The organism is Synechococcus sp. CCY9202 (genome assembly GCF_034931685.1).
Lineage (GTDB): Bacteria > Cyanobacteriota > Cyanobacteriia > PCC-6307 > Cyanobiaceae > CBW1002.
The window spans coordinates 1-17476 of record NZ_JAYGID010000040.1 but is presented as its reverse complement, the minus strand read 5'-3'; the positions used below and the strand labels follow the sequence as shown (position 1 = coordinate 17476).

At 68.6% G+C, this 17476-nt stretch carries 20 protein-coding genes and 1 tRNA gene; 9 read left to right on the top strand and 12 right to left on the bottom strand.

Features of this window, described 5'->3' with window-relative positions:
• Together VB777_RS06395 and VB777_RS06390 are read left to right on the top strand one after the other, a co-directional pair.
• Positions 1 to 1453, top strand: a 1453-nt coding sequence (locus tag VB777_RS06395; RefSeq protein ID WP_416238316.1) for an AAA family ATPase, incomplete at its 5' end; no start/stop codon positions are given.
• Between the two features lie 77 nt (positions 1454 to 1530).
• Positions 1531 to 2613, top strand: a complete 1083-nt coding sequence (locus tag VB777_RS06390) for a PRC-barrel domain-containing protein (protein WP_197169580.1) — start codon at positions 1531 to 1533, stop codon at positions 2611 to 2613.
• Positions 2614 to 2622: 9 nt separating this feature from the next.
• Here the strand turns inward: VB777_RS06390 and msrB are convergent, their stop codons facing one another.
• From msrB to VB777_RS06375, 3 genes are all read right to left on the bottom strand, one after another.
• Positions 2623 to 3072 (bottom strand): peptide-methionine (R)-S-oxide reductase MsrB, encoded by a 450-nt coding sequence (gene msrB, locus VB777_RS06385; RefSeq protein ID WP_197158735.1) that lies wholly within the window; start codon positions 3070 to 3072, stop codon positions 2623 to 2625.
• 28 nt (positions 3073 to 3100) lie between these two features.
• Positions 3101 to 4405, bottom strand: coding sequence for a glycosyl transferase (locus VB777_RS06380; RefSeq protein WP_231605556.1), 1305 nt, complete (start codon positions 4403 to 4405; stop codon positions 3101 to 3103).
• A 41-nt stretch (positions 4406 to 4446) separates the two neighbouring features.
• Positions 4447 to 4528: transfer RNA gene (locus tag VB777_RS06375), tRNA-Leu, on the bottom strand.
• A gap of 211 nt (positions 4529 to 4739) precedes the next feature.
• Between VB777_RS06375 and accC the strand changes: the two genes are divergently transcribed.
• Positions 4740 to 6089 (top strand): acetyl-CoA carboxylase biotin carboxylase subunit, encoded by a 1350-nt coding sequence (accC, locus tag VB777_RS06370; protein ID WP_323247797.1) that lies wholly within the window; start codon positions 4740 to 4742, stop codon positions 6087 to 6089.
• Positions 6090 to 6165: 76 nt separating this feature from the next.
• Here the strand turns inward: accC and VB777_RS06365 are convergent, their stop codons facing one another.
• Positions 6166 to 6480, bottom strand: a complete 315-nt coding sequence (locus VB777_RS06365) for a YggT family protein (protein ID WP_323247795.1) — start codon at positions 6478 to 6480, stop codon at positions 6166 to 6168.
• Positions 6481 to 6590: 110 nt separating this feature from the next.
• On the opposite strand from VB777_RS06365, the gene psbX reads away from it, so the two are divergent.
• The 4 genes from psbX to VB777_RS06345 are packed head-to-tail and all read left to right on the top strand — an operon-like array spanning position 6591 to position 8918.
• Positions 6591 to 6713, top strand: a complete 123-nt coding sequence (psbX, locus tag VB777_RS06360) for a photosystem II reaction center X protein (RefSeq protein WP_322758309.1) — start codon at positions 6591 to 6593, stop codon at positions 6711 to 6713.
• 59 nt (positions 6714 to 6772) lie between these two features.
• Positions 6773 to 7879 (top strand): Ycf66 family protein, encoded by a 1107-nt coding sequence (locus VB777_RS06355; protein WP_323247793.1) that lies wholly within the window; start codon positions 6773 to 6775, stop codon positions 7877 to 7879.
• Between the two features lie 38 nt (positions 7880 to 7917).
• Entirely contained in the window at positions 7918 to 8424 is a 507-nt protein-coding gene (locus tag VB777_RS06350) for a Tol biopolymer transporter periplasmic protein (RefSeq protein ID WP_323247791.1), read from the top strand.
• Positions 8421 to 8918, top strand: coding sequence for a hypothetical protein (locus VB777_RS06345; protein WP_322758306.1), 498 nt, complete (start codon positions 8421 to 8423; stop codon positions 8916 to 8918). Before VB777_RS06350 ends, VB777_RS06345 begins: the two co-directional genes overlap by 4 nt.
• A gap of 4 nt (positions 8919 to 8922) precedes the next feature.
• On the opposite strand, the gene VB777_RS06340 is transcribed toward VB777_RS06345, so the two are convergent.
• The 3 genes from VB777_RS06340 to VB777_RS06330 are packed head-to-tail and all read right to left on the bottom strand — an operon-like array spanning position 8923 to position 11597.
• The gene (locus tag VB777_RS06340; RefSeq protein WP_231605554.1) at positions 8923 to 9150 is read right to left on the bottom strand and encodes a chlorophyll a/b-binding protein; all 228 of its coding nucleotides are present in this window, start codon (positions 9148 to 9150) and stop codon (positions 8923 to 8925) included.
• A 4-nt stretch (positions 9151 to 9154) separates the two neighbouring features.
• The gene (locus tag VB777_RS06335; RefSeq protein ID WP_323247787.1) at positions 9155 to 11194 is read right to left on the bottom strand and encodes an ABC transporter ATP-binding protein/permease; all 2040 of its coding nucleotides are present in this window, start codon (positions 11192 to 11194) and stop codon (positions 9155 to 9157) included.
• Positions 11195 to 11252: 58 nt separating this feature from the next.
• A complete protein-coding gene (locus VB777_RS06330; RefSeq protein WP_197158725.1) occupies positions 11253 to 11597 on the bottom strand; it encodes a histidine triad nucleotide-binding protein in 345 nt (114 codons plus the stop codon).
• 57 nt (positions 11598 to 11654) lie between these two features.
• Between VB777_RS06330 and VB777_RS06325 the strand changes: the two genes are divergently transcribed.
• Entirely contained in the window at positions 11655 to 13424 is a 1770-nt protein-coding gene (locus VB777_RS06325; protein WP_323247785.1) for a YifB family Mg chelatase-like AAA ATPase, read from the top strand.
• A gap of 58 nt (positions 13425 to 13482) precedes the next feature.
• Here VB777_RS06325 and VB777_RS06320 read toward each other — a convergent pair whose 3' ends face one another.
• The 5 genes from VB777_RS06320 to def form a co-directional block, all read right to left on the bottom strand.
• On the bottom strand, positions 13483 to 13680 hold the full coding sequence (locus VB777_RS06320; RefSeq protein ID WP_323247783.1) for a hypothetical protein: 198 nt from the start codon (positions 13678 to 13680) through the stop codon (positions 13483 to 13485).
• A 240-nt stretch (positions 13681 to 13920) separates the two neighbouring features.
• Complete coding sequence (gene rpsU, locus VB777_RS06315) at positions 13921 to 14091, bottom strand: 30S ribosomal protein S21 (RefSeq protein ID WP_006172073.1); 171 nt, start codon at positions 14089 to 14091, stop codon at positions 13921 to 13923.
• 52 nt (positions 14092 to 14143) lie between these two features.
• Entirely contained in the window at positions 14144 to 14758 is a 615-nt protein-coding gene (locus tag VB777_RS06310) for a DUF3747 domain-containing protein (protein ID WP_323247781.1), read from the bottom strand.
• A 116-nt stretch (positions 14759 to 14874) separates the two neighbouring features.
• Positions 14875 to 15072, bottom strand: a complete 198-nt coding sequence (locus VB777_RS06305; RefSeq protein WP_322758301.1) for a hypothetical protein — start codon at positions 15070 to 15072, stop codon at positions 14875 to 14877.
• Between the two features lie 72 nt (positions 15073 to 15144).
• Complete coding sequence (gene def / locus VB777_RS06300) at positions 15145 to 15750, bottom strand: peptide deformylase (RefSeq protein WP_197158721.1); 606 nt, start codon at positions 15748 to 15750, stop codon at positions 15145 to 15147.
• 54 nt (positions 15751 to 15804) lie between these two features.
• Between def and VB777_RS06295 the strand changes: the two genes are divergently transcribed.
• Positions 15805 to 17476, top strand: a 1672-nt coding sequence (locus tag VB777_RS06295) for a prolyl oligopeptidase family serine peptidase (protein ID WP_323247778.1), incomplete at its 3' end; no start/stop codon positions are given.

Genomic DNA, 17476 nt, shown 5'->3' with positions numbered 1-17476 from the left:
GGGCGAGAGCCTCCTCGCCAGCCGTCGGCGGGAATCGGAGCTGGCCCAGCAGCTGGAGGCACTGCGGCCGCAACTGCAGGCCCAGCAGCAACGGCTGGCGGCCCTGCAGGCCGAAGCCGGGGCCGCGGAACGGGCTGCGGCACCGGAGCGGGAACGGCAGCAGCGCCTTGATCAGCGACTGGGCGAGCTGGAGACGGCGGCCCTCGCAGACCGGCAGCGGCGGCGGCACCTGCTCACAGCCATTCCGCCCCTGCAACAGGCCCTTGCCGCCCTGGAGCAGGCCGAGACCAGCGCCGGTGGCGGCGGCGACGGGGCCCACTGGCAGGGCCTGCAGAAGGAACTCGAGAACGCCGATCGCAGCCTCGCCGAGGCCCGCCTGCAACGGGACCAGCTGCTGGCGGCGCGCCGTGAACGGGCCCTCAGCAGCGAGCGGGTGGCCAGCCAGCTCGATGCCCTCGCCGGCGACGAACAACGCCTGGCGGAGGCGGTGCGGACCCTGGTGGCTGAGCGGAGTCGCTGGAAGGAACAGCAACAGGCCGAGCAGGAGCGCCGCAGCGAGCTCGAAACCCGGCAGAGTGCTCTCCAGACCCGCTTCGGGGAGCAGCGCCGGGCCCGGGACGCCGCTGAAGGGCGCCTGGCCGGACAGCGCCAGGCCCTGCAGAACCGGCAATGGGAGTTGCAGCGCCTCGGCGAGGAACTGGCCGCCCTGGCCGAGCAGGAACGCAGCGAAGCCCTGCGGCTGGCCCAGCTGGAGCAGGCCCTGCCGGATCCACTGCCGGAGATCCCCGAGGAAGTGCGGCTGGCAGGACTGGAGACGCTGCAGGCCGAACTGGCTCGGATCCAGCAGCGCATGGAGGCTCTGGAGCCTGTGAACATGCTGGCCCTCGAGGAACTCGAACAGCTGGAGCTGCGGCTGGCCGAGCTGGCAGACCGGCTGGAGGTGCTGAGCAGCGAGCGGGAAGAGCTGTTGCTGCGGATCGAAACGGTCGCCACCCTGCGGCAGGAGGCCTTCCTGGAGGCCTTCGTGGCGGTGGATGGACACTTCCGTCGGATCTTCGCCGGGCTCTCCGACGGCGAGGGCTACCTGCAGCTGGAGAACACCGAGCAACCCCTCGAAGGCGGACTCACCCTGGTCGCCCATCCCAAGGGCAAGGCGGTGCGGCGCCTGGCGGCGATGAGCGGCGGCGAGAAGTCCCTCACGGCCCTCAGCTTCCTGTTCGCCCTGCAGCAGTTCCGCCCCTCGCCCTTCTACGCCCTCGACGAGGTGGACAGCTTCCTCGATGGCGTCAACGTGGAGCGCCTGGCGGCCCTGATCGCCAGCCAGGCCGACGACGCCCAGTTCCTGGTGGTGAGCCACCGCCGGCCGATGATCGCCGCGTCCACCCGCACGATCGGCGTCACCCAGGCCCGCGGCGCCCACACCCAGGTGGTCGGTTTGCCGCCTGCGGCCTGAGCCGCGCACGTGGGTCACAATGAGCCGACTGGACGCCAGTCGCCAGCCCCACCGCCGCCCAGCACCGGCCCCCGGACTTGACCTCTTCGATCCCCCCCGCCGCCGATCCGAACGCCTCGGCCCCCAGTGATCGGCTCTGGCTGCGCTCGGAGCTGATGGGCACCCTGGTGATCACCCGCGACACCGGACGCCGCCTCGGGGTGGTGGGAGAAGTGGTGGTGGACATCGATCGCCGCGAGGTGGTGGCCCTGGGTCTGCGCGACAACCCCCTGACCCGCTTCCTGCCCGGCCTGCCCCGCTGGATGCCCCTGGACCGGATCCGCCAGGTGGGCGATGTGATCCTGGTGGATTCGGCCGACTCCCTGGCGGAGGGCTTCAATCCGGACCGCTACAGCAAAGTGATCAACTGCCAGGTGATCACCGAGGCGGGAGAGACCCTGGGCCGGGTGCTGGGCTTCAGCTTTGACATCGAGACCGGCGAACTCACCACCCTGGTGCTGGGTGCCGTGGGCGTACCCCTGCTGGGTGAGGGCGTGCTCAGCACCTGGGAGCTGCCTGTGGAGGAGGTGGTCAGCAGCGGGCCGGATCGGATCATCGTGTACGAAGGCGCTGACGAAAAGCTCAAGCAGCTGGGCTCGGGGCTGCTCGAAAAACTCGGCATCGGCGGACCCAGCTGGGAGCAGGAGGAACGGGAGCGCTACCGCCAGTCGATGGTGCCGGTGGAGAACCAGCTCGCGGCCGGCCAGCCCGCGGCCCAGGAACAACGGCGCATCCAACCCGCCACCAGCCGCTCCTTTGCGCCACGGGAAGAGCTGGAATACGTCGAACTGGAGGAACGCCGCCAGCGCGAGCCCCTGCGTCAGCGTCGCTATCTCGATGAGGACGAGCAGGAGTACCGCTCCTCCCCCTCCAGAGGCCCTGAACGGCTGTCCGATCCCCGTGGTGACCTTGATCGCGGCCCCAGTCCCCGTGAGGATTTTCGCCGCGGTCGCGAGGAGCAAGAGCCCCTGGATCCCCAACCCCTGGACCCGATGCCCTCACGGGCTGAGGTCTATGACCGGGAGCCTGAGATCCGGCGTGGCCCGTTGCCCAGCCGCCGGCCGGCAGCACCGGCCGATCCCCTTGACGTGGACGCCGAAGACCTCACCGATCCCTGGTGAGAGGGGCGGTCAGCCCTCACGAAACGCCAGAGATGCGGAGTTGACGCAGTAGCGCTGGCCCGTGGGACGCGGGCCATCGTTGAACACGTGGCCGAGATGGCTGTCGCAGCGCGCGCAGCGGATTTCGGTCCGGACCATGCCGTGGCTGCTGTCGGTCAGCGTTTTGATGGCGCCGCTGTCGACACCTTCCCAGAAGCTGGGCCAACCGGTACCGGAGTCGAACTTGCTGGCGGAACTGAACAGCTCGGCACCGCAGCAGACGCAGTGGTACATGCCGCTGCCCTTGTGGTTCCAGTAGACGCCGCTGAAGGCCCGCTCGGTACCACCCTGACGGGTCACGGCGTACTGCTCGGGCGTGAGACGCTGACGCCATTCGGCGTCGGACGCCTCAACAAACGACGGAGCTTCGGAACTGAAGCTGCCTGACGTGCAGCTGGCCCCGGGCTGAACATCCGACATCGCGATCAAACAGCGCTGGAGGATCAGCCTAGGCAGCGCTGATCGGGGGCAGCAGGCCTCGCACCAGCTCGGCCAGGGAGGCCACGGCACCGGGTTGGCCGCGCAGGCTGCGCAGGTCGTCGCGCAGGCCCGCCAGCCGGGCCGGATGGTCGAGCCAGTCGGCCGCCTCCGCAGCGATCTCGGCCGGGGTGATCGCCCCCACCCGCTCCGGCACCACGAGGCGGCCCGCGGAGATGTTCGGCCAGGCCAGGAAGCCGCGCTGCCGCATGCGCCAGGCCGTCAGGGCCACCCCCAGCAGCCAGCGCAGGATCGGCAACCGTGCCAGGAGTCCGATCCCGCCATCCCAGGCCTGCATCACCGCGAGATGCTGGGTCGGCACCAGCACCAGCATCGGCACCCCCAGCGCCCCGAGCTCGGCGGTGTTGGCACCCACGGTGGTGAGCGCCAGCCGACACTGACTCAGGGCCCCATGCACCGGATGGGTCTCGAGCAGGTCGATGCGAGTGCCGGCAGGCGTCACCAGGGCACGGCCCCCGGCCAAGGGGGATGGGGCGGTGCCGGAGCCAGGCGCCGGCAGAGCGCGCTCCAACCTCGGTTCGCCGGTGCCGTAGTGCTGCTGGATCGGATTGGCCGGCCCGGCGTAGGCCAGCAGCTCCTGGACCGACGTGGTGGGCGCCACCGGCAGCAGGAAGCGGCAGCCCGGCCGCAGGGCCGCCAGACGATCGGCCGTGTCCAGCAGGAAGGGCATGCCCACCTGCAGCTTGGCCCGCTTGGAGCCCGGCAGCAACGCCACCCACTCCCCCGGCGGCAGCGGAGCTTCATCGCGGGCCTGCGCCGACAGGTCGGCCATCAGATCGCCCACCACGGTGCAGCGCTGGCGCCAGCGGGGCTTGAGCCGGTCGGCCGCGGCTGGCCCCATGGCGGCGATCCGGTCGTTCCAACGGGGCCAGCGCGCCACCCATTCGGCATAGGTGAGGTGGCGATAACCGAGCCGGGCCGAGAGCAGCACGGTCCAGAACTGGTCACCGCCCAGAAACACCACCACTCCCTGACGCGGCCAGGCGGCATGGCGGCGCGGACGCAGCAGCAGGCCCCAGAAGCGGTGGGCCGGCCAGATCCGCTCGAACAGCTGCCAGCCCTCGGCGACGCCATGCTCCGCTCCGGTGGCATTGGGACAGGGCACCAGCACCAGCCGCAGGCTGAAGGGTGCATCCGGAACCAGGGGCCTCAGGGGCAGGAGCTCGTGCAGCCGCCGCGCCAGGGGACGAACCCAGGTGGTGAGCTCACCCGGGCCATTGCACACCAGCGTGATGGCGGCAGTGGAATCCGGCACGGAGCGGACCACCTGATGGAGAGCAGGGTGTGAAAAAAGAGTGCGGATGGCGAGACTTGAACTCGCAAGACCGAAGTCACACGCCCCTCAAACGTGCGTGTCTACCAATTCCACCACATCCGCAGGGATCGTCTGGAGGCCAGGCTCCATCCGGGTGGGAGACGGCCGGAGCCGCTCGGCCAGCAATATACCTAGCGCCCGTCCCCACGGATCTGCGCCCTGGGATCGCGTCGGGGATGGCAAGGGGGCCTGTGAGCGCTGATACAGTCCGCTCCGGCCTGCACGCAGCGGCCAGCCCGCAGTTTCCACTGCCCCGTCCCTGCCTCGTTCGCGGATGCCCATCGGCAAACTGCTGATCGCCAACCGTGGCGAGATCGCCCTACGCATCATTCGCAGTTGCCGCGAGCTCGGCATTGCCACGGTGGCCGTCTACAGCACGGTCGATCGCAACGCTCTGCACGTTCAGCTGGCCGATGAAGCGGTCTGCGTGGGCGAAGCCCCCAGTAGCAAGAGTTACCTCAACATCCCCAATATCCTGGCGGCCGCCACCTCCCGCGGTGCCGACGCCATCCATCCCGGCTACGGCTTCCTGGCCGAGAACGACCGCTTCGCCGAGATCTGCGCCGACCACGGCATCACCTTCGTCGGCCCCTCGCCCGAGGCGATCCGGGCCATGGGCGACAAGTCGACTGCCAAGGCCACGATGCAGGCGGTGGGAGTCCCCACCATCCCCGGCAGCGAGGGACTGCTGGCCACGGCAGCCGAAGCGGCCAGCCTCGCCGCCACCATGGGCTACCCGGTGATGATCAAGGCCACCGCCGGCGGGGGTGGTCGGGGCATGCGGCTCGTGCCGAGCGCCGATCAGCTGGAGAAGCTGTTCAAGGCGGCCCAGGGGGAAGCGGAAGCCGCCTTCGGCAACCCGGGCCTCTACATGGAGAAATTCATCGACCGCCCCCGGCACGTGGAGGTGCAGGTGCTGGCGGATCGCCACGGCAACGTGGTGCACCTGGGTGAGCGCGACTGCTCCATCCAGCGCCGCCATCAGAAGCTGCTCGAGGAAGCCCCGAGCGTGGCGATCAACGCCGATCTGCGGCGCCAGATGGGAGAGGCGGCGGTGGCCGCAGCCCGCAGCATCGGCTACGAGGGTGCCGGCACCGTGGAATTCCTGGTGGACCGCGAGGGCAAGTTCTATTTCATGGAGATGAACACCCGCATCCAGGTGGAGCATCCCGTCACCGAGATGGTGACCGGAGTCGACCTGATCGCCGAACAACTGCGCATTGCCGGCGGCGAACCGATCAGCGTCCGGCAGGACGAGATCAAACTCACCGGCCATGCCATCGAGTGCCGCATCAATGCCGAGGACCCTCGCCAGAACTTCCGCCCAGCCCCGGGCCGGATCACGGGCTGGCTGCCGCCTGGTGGTCCTGGCGTGCGGGTGGACAGCCACGTCTACACGGGCTACGAGATCCCACCCTTCTACGACTCGCTGATCGGCAAGCTGATCGTCTGGGGGGTGGACCGGGAGGCCGCCATCAAGCGGATGCACCGTGCCCTGTCCGAGTGTGCGGTGACCGGCATCCCCACCACGATCAACTTCCACCTGGCTCTGCTGGATCGCCCCGAGTTCCGCAGCGGCGATCTCCACACCAAATTCGTTGAAGAGGAGATGCTGCCCTTCTAGGGCGCCATGGCCAGGCCGAAAGCGCCGCCTTTGAATTGCAGAACGGCAACCAGGCCAAGGCCCTGAGCCACAGCCCCTAAGCCACAGTCGAGCTGCGCAGCAGCATCAGGGTGAGCAGACCCTGCTGGCCCACCAGCAGTTCGCGCACCAGGCTGATCAGGCCCACCCACACCACCGGGGTGACATCCACCCCGCCGATCGGTTGGATCAGGCGGCGGGTGGGGGCCAGCAGGGGCTCGGTGGGGACGCTCACCAGCCGCATCACCCCCTTGGCCAGATCGATCTGGGGGTACCAGGTGAGCACGATGCGAAACAGGAACAGCAGCGTCCAGCCCGCCAGCAGCAGCCCCAGCAGCAGGTGTGCCAGCGGCAGCAGCTCCAGGCGGGGCAAGGCAGGGGGCGTCACAAAGCTCTAAGCGGCTGGAAAGGAATCGTAGGAACCCGCCAGCGCTGCCTAAGATCGCCCTTGAAACCCTTGGCGTCTGCGACGCCATCGCCGCCATGACTCCTTCCCTCGCCAACTTCCTGAGCAGCCTCGCCTGGGGGGCGGTGATCGTGGTCATTCCGATCAGCCTGGCGCTCGTGCTGATCAGCCAGAACGACCAGGTCGACCGTCGCCTCTGAATCAGAACATCCACGCCGGGTCCTTACAGTGGAGCTGACGCTCCGTTGGACCGTGCGCTGTGGTTAATGCCAGTCTGAACTGGGCCAGCATCGTTGGCATCGTGCTGGCGGTAGGTGGGGCCTTCCTCTATTTCATGAGGAGCTTCAAGCCTGCACTGGCCCGCGATTACGACGTCTTCTTTGCCGCCGTGGGCCTGCTCTGCGGTGGCATTCTCTTTTTTCAGGGCTGGCGTCTCGATCCGATCCTCCAGTTCGGTCAGTTCCTGCTGGCCGGCACCACGGTGTTCTTCGCCTATGAGAGCGTGCGTCTGCGGGGCGTGACCACCGAACAGGCACGACGCTCGTCCTACTTCGAAGACGAGGACCCGATCGAACCGTCCCGCCCCCGCATGGGTGGCGGCCGCGGCTACGACGACGACTACGACCGGTTCGATGAGCCCCAGCCGGTGCGCCGTGGCATCCGCTCCCGCGATCCCGACGACGGAGACCAGGACGATTTCTACCGACCCAGCCGGGTCAGCCGTGCCGCCATTCCGGAGCGTGCGGCAAGCCGGCGATCCAGTGGCAGTGACCAGTGGGACAACGCTGGTCCTGGTCCAGACGAGCGATCCGGACGCCCTCCCCGCAGACCTGCAGGCGATCTTCGTGGTGAGACCCGGGGCGATCTTCGTGGTGAGGCCCGCGGCGATGCCCGGGGCGCAGACGACATGCCACCACGGCCGTCCCGCTATGCAGCGGGTGCTCCTCAAGGCGACAGTGGCAGCTTCGGAGCCCGCCGGCGGCAACGGGAGACCACCCCGGAACCGCGCCGCGGCAGCCGGCCCAGCGCCACCGATGGGATGCCACGCTCCAGCCGCCGCCCCAGTGGCTCTCCCGACACCTCCAGCTGGGGCAGCTCCACCGGGGTGGGCCCCGCCGGAACCCCTCCGCCGCGCGGCTCAGCCCAGCCGGGCCCAGGATCGCCTGGCCCGGCCCCGGGTGTTCCGCAGGGCACCTCCTACCGCAGCCGCCCAGGCGCTTCCGCATCAGTGAGCGATGCGGAGTTCACGCCGGTGAGGCCCACGGAGCCAGGCCCAGCTCCTGGCCAGACCACAGGTCCCACCCGGACCAACACGCCCAGCGACACCAGCCCGTCCCGGGATAACAGCTCCCGGTTCGACGACTGAGACCTCCAGCCGGCCTCAGCCTGGCCCTGCTGATCGGCTTGTCTGGCTGCGCCCTTCCCTGGGGGCTGCGGCGCCAGGCCGCCGTACCGTTGGGGCTGGGTGCTGAAGGCCGGGAGCAACCGGCCCTCAGCGGCGACGGACGCCTGCTCGCCTCCCTGGTCGAGCGCGGCGGCCGCACTACGGTGCTGCTGCAGGAGCGGCGCAGCGGCAAGGTGCTGCCCCTGCGCCATCTGCGCAAGCATCAGCCGCACGCCTCACCCTCGCTGAGCTGGAACGGTCGCTACCTGGCCTTGCTGATCCAGCGGGGCCAGCGCCGCGATGCCGTGATCGAAGATCGGCTCAGGGGCTCCCTGTTGCCATTGCGCCTGGGCGGTGATCGGGAACCGCAGCGGCTGAGCCTCGCCCCCGATGGCCAGCGGATCGCCATTGAGGTGGTGGTGGCCGGCCGCCGCCAGGTCGAGGTCTACGACCTTGGCGGCTGGCTGGAGCCGGATCTGCCGGGTGCCCAGGCCTTGCAGGGTGGTGGCCCTGGCCCGCAGCCATGAGAAGCCGCGTCCGCCTGGCGAGCCTTCAGTTGATCCCGTTGGCACTGGCCGCCCTGCTGGGCGGATGTCTCGGAGGCGGGCCGCGTCCCCTGTTCGGACTCAACGCCCAACTGGCCCGGGAGGGCAGCAGCCACGACCCGGCCCTGGCAGGGCCCTGGCTGGCCTTGATCCGCGGACGGCAGGGACGGGAGCGGGCAGAGCTGCTGGATCTGCGGCACACAGCTCCCGTGCCAGTGCCGGGCCTGAACCGACCCGATGCCCAGCCCCTGAGTCTCTCGGTGGATCAGCGGGGAGAGCGCCTCGCCCTGGTGCGCCAGCTGGAGGGACGCACCGAACTGCTGCTCTATCGCCGCTCGTTGCAGAGCCTGCAGCGGATCCCCATCGAACCGGCCGGAGTGCCGCGCCTGGTGAGCCTCAGCGCCGATGGCAGGGTGCTGGCCGTGCAGGTGAGCCGCGGCGGACTCTGGCAGGTGGATCTGATCGAGCTGCCGTGAGCGCTCAGGGCACCAGGCCGGCCCAGTGCAGGAAGGTGTCGCGGCTGAAGGCCTCAATCAGCAGCACTGCCGCAAATCCGAGCATGGCGAAGCGACCATTCACCCGCTCGGCATAGCCACTCCAGCCAAACGCGGGCTGGTCGGGCGTGGTGGCACTGGTCGCCGGAACGTTGGCGTCAACTGGGCTGTCGGCAGGGGCTCCGGCGGCGTCTGGGCTGGTGGCGGAGCTCATCGATTCAGGCATGGCGGCCCACGTCATAGCCGGCCGCCGGTAACAACCGCCAGCCGCCACGACCATCGAGTTCGAGAACCGTGTCGTGGAATGCCGTGAGGGTGGGGCGATGGCCCACGCTCACGAAGGCCATGTCCCGCTGGACCAACAGGTCGTAGAGATGCCGTTCGGTGGCCACATCAAGGGCACTGGTGGCCTCATCGAGCACCACGAAGCGGGGCGCGCTCAGCAGCAGGCGTGCGAAGGCGAGACGCTGCTGCTCCCCCAGCGACAACAGCCGGGGCCAGTCCTGAATGATGTCGAGATCGGGATAGCGATGCACCAGCTCCGGCAGCTTGACCTGTTCGAGCACATGGCGCAGTTGCTCATCACTGAAGCGATCGCTGGGCTGGGGATAGCAGAGCTGCTCCCGCAGGCTGCCCAGGATCATGTAGGGCTTCTGGGGAATGAACAGCAGCTCGCCTTCGGGGGGGCGCTGCACGGCACCCGCCCCAGCCGGCCAGAGGCCACTCACCAGACGGAGGAAGGAGGTCTTGCCGCAACCGGAAGGCCCCACCACCAGCAGGCGCTGGTCGGCACCGATCTCGAGGCTGAGGTCGTGGATCAGCACGCGCTGGGTGCGCGGCGGCACCAGATCCACATGACTCACCAGGATCGAATCGGGCCGCACCGCCAGGCCATCGGAACCGATCGGCGCTACCGCGCCTGCCCCCCCAGGGGAACCGGCCAGTCGCTGCTCACTCGCCTCAAGCTCGGCCATCTCACGACCGATCTCCTCGACCTTGCCCTGGAAACCCTCAAGACGGCTGATCGAAGCGGAGAAAGCGGCCAGCTGGTCGATGTTGTTGACGATATAACTCACCGAGAACAGAACCTGGCTGAAGGCAATACTGGCCTGGCCGAAGACACCGAAATCGACCTCCTTGGCGAAGTAGATCGGCGCGATCACCAGCCAGGGCAGGAAGCGGGAGAAGTAGTCGTAGGAGCGCTGGATCACACTGATCATCGCCGTCCAGACGATCAGGCGGTCATAGTTGCGAATCGCGCCGCTCAGCCGACGCCCGGCCTCCTTGCCCTCCTGACCTTCGCCGCGATAGAAGGCGATCGCCTCGGCGTTGTCACGGATATGGACGAGGCCGTAGCGGAAGTCGGCCTCAAGCTTGAGCTGCTGGTAGTTGAGGATCACCAGCTTGCGACTGGCGAAAACGATCAACGCCGTACCGAACACGGAATAGGCCAGCAACAGCAGCGCCAGTCGACTGTTGATGCTCCACAAGACGATAATGAAACTGAAGAATGTCAGCAGAGCCGAGAGGATCTCAACCGTGACACTCAGACTGGTCGAGGTGAAGCTGGCCGCATCCTGCGAAATCCGCTGATCAGGGTTATCGATCTCCTCGGCAGATTCGTCGTTGGGATTCAGAACATAGTAGGCACGATTGGTGAGATAGCGTGTCAGCAAACGACCGCTCAGCCACTCTCTCCAGAGCAGCCCCAACTTGGGGATGAGATAGCTCTGAATCGCCCGGATCGGCAAGGCCAACACCAGGCAGAAGGCATAGATCGCCACCGTTTTCCAGAATCCATCCTGGTCATAGGCCACCAGGGTGTTATCGACATTGCGGGCAACAAAGCTGATGCCCACGTTGATGCCATTGATCACCAGGATCAGCAGGGTGATCACCCCCAGCAGCAGCCACGGCAGCCAGCGCCCCTGACGCAGCCGGCCCCGCAGAGCTCCGAAGGCAGCCAGGCCCGCCACGAACAGCAGCATCACCACAGCCCCGATCGGCCCCTGCCAGATCGCGTTGATCTGCTGCGGCACCCCCGGCAGGAAGCGGTCGCGCAGGTCGGGAATGAAGGCCCCTGCCCCGGCCACCACGGCGGTGAAAATCAGCAGCGTGACTCCCACCACCACCGCCACCAGGGCCAGCACCAGCAGCAGGAACTGGCCGGCACTGCTCTCCTCCACCGGCAGGAAATAGGGCTGGGCCAGGCGCTGCAGCTTCGCGAGCTGATCGCGGAACGCCTTGAGCGGATTCATGGAGCGCAGCAGATCAGGTCATTGTCGCCGCTGCCGCCCCCCGCCTGCTGCCCCCGCCTCAGCCGGGTGGCCAGGCCAGGGGACGGCCGCCGATCACGTGCACATGCAGATGGAACACGGTCTGCCCCGCCTCGGCCCCGGAGTTGATCACCGTGCGCCAGCTGCTGAGGCCCTCCTGGCGCGCCACCTTCGCCGCCACCAGGAGGAGGTGGCCGAGCAGGGCCCCATGCTCCTCGCCGGCATCCGCCAGCTGGGCCAGGGGCTCACGCGGGATCACCAGCACATGCACCGGGGCCTGGGGGGCCACATCCCGAAAGGCCAGGCAGAGATCGTCGGCATACACCTCGTCGCAGGGGATCTCACCACGCAGGATGCGCCCGAAGATCGTGTCGCCGCTGGCCATGGCACCGGAAGGGGATGAGACGGGGGTGGCACTGACACTGCAGCGACCCCTGGCGTGATGTTGGCACGATCCTGCAGTGCGGCCCTGCAGGGCCTGGAGGCTGTGCCGGTGCAGGTGGAAGTGGACATCGCCCCCGGGCTGCCCGGCCTACAGATGGTGGGACTGGCGGATACGGCGATTCAGGAGGCGCGGGAGCGGGTGCGGGCGGCAATCCGCAACAGCGGCCTCAAGGTGCCGCTGACCCGGGTGGTGGTGAGCCTGGCGCCGGCGGATCTGCGCAAGGAAGGGCCCTGGTTCGACCTGCCGATCGCCCTTGGGATGCTGGTGGCCAGCGGCCAGCTGCCGCAGGCGCGACTGGAGGGGATCTGGAGTGCGGCGGAACTGGGGTTGGACGGGCGGCTGCGGCCGGTCCGTGGCGTGCTGGCCCAGGCCCTGGCGGCCAGCCGCGGTGGGGCCAGGGCCCTCGTGGTGCCACGGGCCAATGCCGCCGAAGCCGCCTTGGTGGAGACCCTGCCCCTCTGGCCGGCGGACACCCTGCAGGAGGTGCTGGAACTGCTGCGGGATCCCAGCAAGGCCCCGCCACCGGGATCGCTGAGCCCGGCGGCCACTCGGCAACCGGGCCCTGGAGATCAACGGGAACCCGTGGATCCCGATCGCCCCCAGGGAGGTCGCAGCGATCTCGATCTGGCCGACGTGGAAGGGCAGCAGCACGGACGGCGCGCCCTCGAGATCGCTGCGGCGGGCCATCACCATCTGCTGCTGGTGGGTCCGCCAGGCAGCGGCAAGACGATGCTGGCGCGGCGCCTGGCGGGTCTGATGCCGCCCCTGGAGCGGGACGAAGCCCTCGAACTCACCCAGCTGCATTCGGTGGCGGGCCTCCTGCGCGCTGAAACCAGCCTGCTGCTGCAGAGGCCTTTCCGCAGCCCGCATCACAGCTGCACCGCCGCTGCGCTGATCGGCGGCGGGGCCCATCCCAGGCCCGGCGAACTCAGCCTGGCCCACCAGGGCGTTCTGTTCCTCGATGAGCTCACCGAGTTTCGCCGGGAGGTGTTGGAACTGCTGCGCCAGCCCCTGGAGGAGGGGGAGGTGTGGATCAGCCGCAACCGCCTGCGCTGCCGCTTTCCCTGCCGCACCACCCTGGTGGCGGCCACCAACCCCTGCCCCTGCGGCTGGCATGGGGATCCTCAGCGGGCCTGCAGCTGTGGCGTCGTGCAGCGGCGGCGCTACTGGAACCGGCTGTCCGGCCCCCTGCTGGATCGAATTGATCTGCAGGTGGTGATGCAGCGCCCATCCGCCGCCTCCCTGGCCCGCCGCTACGGGTACGGGGCAGCGGCACAGGGAACCACCAGGTCAGGCAGTGCAGCGGCTGCAAGCTCCATCTCTGCCGGGACTGGCACCATCCACGAAGGTGCCGAACAGACAGGCCTGCCGGAATCCAGCGCCATCGTGGCCGGCAGGGTGGCAGCGGCTCGCACCAGCATGCGTCGCCACAATCCGCAGGGCTGCGCCAACGCCGCACTGCCGGCGGCGGAGCTGCGCCGGGTCCTCAACCCCAGCCCGGCGGCACTGGAACTGTGGGAGGCCAGCGTGCACCACCGCCAGCTGAGCGCGCGGGCGGCGGAGCGGGTGCTGCGCGTCGCCCGCACCATCGCCGACCTGGAGCAGGCCCGCACTGAGCTTGCACACGTTGGCGTGAGCCAAGCGCTGCTCGACCAGGTGCAGTCAGACGATGCAGATTCCACCGAACGGATGCCGGTGAGCGAGCGGGCCGTGGCCGAGGCCCTCAGTTATCGCTCCTTTGACGGCCTCACGCAGGATCGGAGCTGAGCGGGGGCCAAAAGCCCTGAGCGGAGAACCCCACGGCCATGGCTCTCCACGGAAACTCCTAGCGACGCTTGCGGGGCCGATCGGTGTAGGGCTGCATCCCAACAGCGGGGGGCAGGTGTTGGCCCTCCTCGCGAGGGTTGCCGAGCGCATGGCTCACCATTTCACTGAGCCAGTTGAGAAACAACGTGGCAGAGGAGGCCGGCGGAAGGGCTGTGGCGGCGGCAGGACGAGCGATCCATTCCGTACGACGGTCCATGATCCAGTGGCGATCGACACCTCCAGGGTGGTGGGAAATCACCAGACTGAATACAGGTAAAAACACCGACGCAGCGGGGCCTTGCCATGGACACGCCCCAGTCCTCCGCAGCCCGCAGAAGGTTGGACAGGCCCCAGCCAAGCCCCAAAGGTTCGACAGGCCAGCAAAAAGCCCCGACTCGCGGGGCACGCAGAGATTCAGACCTGCAGAGCGTTGACGAATCCCTGAACCCCGCTGGACTCAGCGGCGGCGGCGGCGCTGCTGGGCCTTGCGCTTGTACTTCTCAGTGGGGGTTTCGTGGTGGCGCAGGCGCTTGAGGTCGGCGAAGATTCCGGCCTTGGAGACCTGGCGCTTGAAGCGGCGAAGGGCCGACTCGATTCCCTCGTTTTCGCCGACAGTGACCTGGGTCATGAAGCGCTGCAAATCAGTTCAGAGTGATTCACCCTAGCAAGCAGGCCAGCCCTCATCCCGGCTCCGCAGGAGTCACTGCGGCCTGGTTCTCCGAGGGCCAGCTATCGCGGTAGAGGTAGACGTGCCCCAGGGCCCGGTTGCCGAAGTGGCGTCGCATCAGCCGCCAACCAGGCTCCAGTTCCAACTTGAGGAATCCACTGCCGGCGCCCTGGGTACGGGCCACGACCATCTCGGGCCCGACGCCGGCCTTGGTGGGCATCGCCATCAGCAGGATGTCGTCGTTGCCCTGGATCACGCTGAGGCGATAGACAGTACCCAGGTCGCTGCCACCGACGCGAACCGAGTAGCCGTTGGCATCGATGAAGCGGCTGCAGATGCCGGTGAAATCAAAGCTGCCCAGCAGGGGATTGACCGGAGCAGGCTTGCCGGACCCCACAGCGAAGCAGGGGCGAGTGGCCTTGACCTGCTCATAGATGTTGAGCTGGGCTCGGGTTCCATCGCCGATCGGCGCCGACACCAGCACAAAGCGTTCCTGCTCCACTTCGCCAACCTGGAACAGGGAGCTGGCCCGCGCGACCGGGGCTTCCAACAGCGGCACCGCGGCGCCTCCGAGCAGGAGCAGGGTGGCCAGCAGGGGGCGCAGGGCTGCAGCGCCTCGCTGGTGCAAGGTGCGAGGCCTGGCAGGGAGGGAGCTCGGGAGGATCACGGTGGGACGGGCAGGGGACAGGTGAGGGAAATCGTATGCAGGGCGACCGAAGCGCACCAGCCGCAGCCGCCCAATCCTCAAGCCGGCTTGTTGAGACGAATCGCCACCACCAGGGCCACAACCGTGCCGGGCAGACATCCCGCCAGGATCAGACGGGTGACGGACACCCCCAGATCCGGATCCCCGTAGGCCAGTTCGAACACCGAACCGGTGGCAGCGATCCCGAGCAGGCAGGCCAAGGCGAGGAACACCCCCGCCAGCGGTTTCATCGGCATGGATCTGAGAAAGGATTGAGGAAGACAGGCGTGAAACTGTTTGTCTCAGTGCAGTGCGCCAGTGCGTCGAGCTCAGCGCACTGAGCGGACGTCGTCACGCTGGAAGCCGTGCTCCTGCAAGCCCTCGTTGAGGCTGATCTCATCGGTGACGCGATCGACGAACAGCACACCGTTGAGGTGATCCAGTTCGTGCTGGATGCAGCGGGCCAGGAGACCATCGGTCTTGAGGCGGCGGGGCCGGCCCATCTCATCGCGGAAGTTCACCTCGACCCGGCTGGGGCGCACCACATCGAGATAGACCCCCGGGATGCTGAGGCAGCCTTCCTCGTAGGTATCGATCGCGGCACTGGCGGCGGTGATCTCGGGATTGATCAACACCATCGGCGGGGTGGCCGGATTCTCAGGATCGAGGTCAATCACCAGCAGCTGCTTGTGGATGCCCACCTGGGGAGCGGCCAGACCGATGCCCTTGGCGGTGTACATGCTGCGCAGCATGTCGCGGGCCAGATCCCGGATGCTTTCATCCACCTTGCCGATGCGTCGGGCCGGATCGCGCAGCACCTGATCACCGAGGGTGTGGATCGCCAGCGGCGGCTGGTCCAGGGGCTCCTTGGGAACCTGCACGGCGCGGTTCACCTGCTCCGCAGATCGGGCCAACTGGGCGAAGCTGCGAGCCAAGGCGACACCTGAAACGATGGATCGATTCTAAGTGGCGTCCACCGGAGCGATGGCATGGCAAGCCAGGGGAAGACCGAACGGCCGCGGCCGAAACCCCTGCCACTGACGGCGGATCAGGTGGTGGGCCGCACCCCCGTGGTGAAGGAGCCCCGCCTGGATCAGGGGCGGCTCTTCTGGCTGGAGCAGCGTCCCCACGAAGGCGGCCGCACGACCCTGCTGCTGCAGCTTCCGCCCTCCAGCCAGGCCGACCCCGCACCGGGCCGGGTGCTGGAACTCACTCCAGGGGACTGGAACCTGCGCAGCCGCGTTCACGACTACGGCGGTGGTTGCTACGCCGTGCAGGGCGACACGGTGGTGATGGTCGCGGACGCCGACCGTGCCCTCTGGCGGCTGGATCTGGCGGATCTCACGGCAGGGCTCACCGCGGCTCTCCCAGCAGGGCTCACGGCAGAACTCGGAACGGATCTCGAGCCGGGGCTCAGCGCAGAGTGCCCGGAGGCTGCCTCAGTGGATTCGCCCCTCCCACTCCTGCTGCCGGCCCAGCGGCTCACGGCGGCGGATCCGCAGCGCTGCTTCGCCGATGGGCTGATCGATGCCGCGCGCCAGCGCTGGATCGGCGTGATGGAAGCCGCCGGCCGCGACCATCTGGTCAGCGTGCCGCTGCAAGGCGGCGAGCCCACCGTGCTGCTGGAGCCCGACGACTTCTGCGGCTACGCCGCCCTCAGCCCGGATGGCCGCCAGCTGGCCTGGGTGGAATGGCAACAGCCCTTCATGCCCTGGCAGCGCAGCCAGGTGTGGCTGGGACGCTTCGCGGCCGACGGCTCCCTGCAGCAGCGCCAGCCCGTGGCGGGTGCCGGAGCCGCCGCAACCCATCACTGCTCGGTGTTCCAGCCGCTGTGGATCGGCAACGGCGACCTGGTGGTGGCCAACGACCGCAGCGGCTGGTGGAACCTGGAGCGCCTGAGCGCGGAGCGGATCGCCAAGCTCTGGCCCCAAGGAACCGCTGCCGGCGCTCTGAACCCGGCCGCGGAGGCCTCCGGTCAGGAGCCCACTGACCCCGGCTGGGAGCCCCTTCTGCCTCTGCAGGCGGAATTCGCCATGCCCCAGTGGGTCTATGGCATGCGCACCACGGCCTGGGACGGCGAGCAGCTGGTGGCCGCCGCCTGCCGTGACGGCCGCTGGGAGCTGGGCGTGGTGCCGCTGGACCTCACGCACTGCCAGCAGGCGGGGGCGCCTGCCCAGCCTGCGGATCTCTGGCAGCCCCTGGATCTGCCCGTGGATGACCTCGCCATGCTCTGCGCCGAGGCCGGACGGATGGTCTGTGTCGCCAGCGGACCCGCGACCGGCTCCGGCCTGCTGGAGGTGGATCTGGCCAGCGGCCGCTGGCAGCATCGCCCCGTGGAGCCCTGCGTTCTGCCCCCCGAAGCGCTCAGCCGGCCGGAGCCGCTCTGGTTCCAGGGCCATGGCGACCAGCCCACCCACGCCTGGTACTACCCGCCCAGCGGCGGCTCCAGCCCCCAGGCACCGCTGCTGGTGAAGAGCCACAGCGGCCCCACCGGCATGGCCCGAACCGGCCTCAACCTGGCGATCCAGTTCTGGACCTCGCGCGGCTGGGGCGTGGTGGACGTGAACTACGGCGGCTCCACCGGCTTCGGCCGGGCCTACCGGGAGCGGCTCGATGGCCAGTGGGGCGTGGTCGATGTGGCCGACTGCGCCGCCGCGGCCC

Bases quoted from the DNA above. Each gene is read 5' to 3' on its own strand.
- msrB (WP_197158735.1), bottom strand. From the start codon at position 3,072: ATGTCGGATGTTCAGCCCGGGGCCAGCTGCACGTCAGGCAGCTTCAGT.
- VB777_RS06345 (WP_322758306.1), top strand. From the start codon at position 8,421: ATGAGAAGCCGCGTCCGCCTGGCGAGCCTTCAGTTGATCCCGTTGGCA.
- VB777_RS06330 (WP_197158725.1), bottom strand. From the start codon at position 11,597: ATGGCCAGCGGCGACACGATCTTCGGGCGCATCCTGCGTGGTGAGATC.
- rpsU (WP_006172073.1), bottom strand. From the start codon at position 14,091: ATGACCCAGGTCACTGTCGGCGAAAACGAGGGAATCGAGTCGGCCCTT.
- accC (WP_323247797.1), top strand. From the start codon at position 4,740: ATGCCCATCGGCAAACTGCTGATCGCCAACCGTGGCGAGATCGCCCTA.
- VB777_RS06340 (WP_231605554.1), bottom strand. From the start codon at position 9,150: ATGAGCTCCGCCACCAGCCCAGACGCCGCCGGAGCCCCTGCCGACAGC.
- psbX (WP_322758309.1), top strand. From the start codon at position 6,591: ATGACTCCTTCCCTCGCCAACTTCCTGAGCAGCCTCGCCTGGGGGGCG.
- VB777_RS06325 (WP_323247785.1), top strand. From the start codon at position 11,655: ATGTTGGCACGATCCTGCAGTGCGGCCCTGCAGGGCCTGGAGGCTGTG.
- VB777_RS06335 (WP_323247787.1), bottom strand. From the start codon at position 11,194: ATGAATCCGCTCAAGGCGTTCCGCGATCAGCTCGCGAAGCTGCAGCGC.
- VB777_RS06305 (WP_322758301.1), bottom strand. From the start codon at position 15,072: ATGCCGATGAAACCGCTGGCGGGGGTGTTCCTCGCCTTGGCCTGCCTG.
- VB777_RS06320 (WP_323247783.1), bottom strand. From the start codon at position 13,680: ATGGACCGTCGTACGGAATGGATCGCTCGTCCTGCCGCCGCCACAGCC.